The 609-nt window shown below is 35.3% G+C and carries 1 protein-coding gene; it reads right to left on the bottom strand.

The features are described from left to right. Positions 1-26: 26 nt before the first annotated feature. Positions 27-506: a sigma-70 family RNA polymerase sigma factor gene (locus NMM17_RS09600; RefSeq protein ID WP_000914507.1), complete on the bottom strand. Its 480-nt coding sequence runs from the start codon at positions 504-506 to the stop codon at positions 27-29. Positions 507-609 lie beyond the last annotated feature (103 nt).

The following is a 609-nucleotide window of genomic DNA, read 5'->3' as shown; positions in this document are numbered from 1 at the left end:
GTTTTTTTCTTTTTTTGCATAGCTTCTTACCGAGTACGGATATCAAACTCCTTAAACACAATACGTAAGTCTCTCAATACTCTTTGTCGACCTCGAAATCGTTCATGTCTTAAGACGCGTTCTAACTCTTCTTGTTTCTCTTTATTTTGTTTACTTTTATAACCTCTTAGGGTTTCATGAAAGAGATAATAATCATCTAGCCACAGACCGCCCTCACTTATACGATGACTAATCTCACCTACTTCTTCATAGGCTTCTTTATCATATCTTCGTTTTTGACTTTCTTGCTTTCGGATATAATCTAAAATCCGATTCCGAAATTTTGTTTTGAAATATTTACGTAAACGAGGTATATCTTCTATCAGTTCTTCTTCTCTACTAATCAATTCATGCAAGCAAATCATCCCCTCTTGGTCCCAATCAGATAACTCCCATAAATGAAGGTAATACTCATTTCTACACTTATACACAATTCCCTGGACTTCTTCATACAATTTTTTAAGCATATTGTTCCCCTTTCTAGATACAGTCTAACAAATTCAAAAACAGTTTTGTCCTATTTTCCCGTTCTGTTCTCTACGCCTCCTCAACTGCGCAAAAAAAGAGAGG

Origin of the sequence: Streptococcus sp. CF7_Ac1-12 (assembly GCF_024295905.1) — a bacterium.
GTDB lineage: Bacteria > Bacillota > Bacilli > Lactobacillales > Streptococcaceae > Streptococcus > Streptococcus mitis_AP.
The sequence above is the reverse complement of the archived record's forward strand: the minus strand, read 5'-3'. Positions and strand labels throughout refer to the sequence as shown.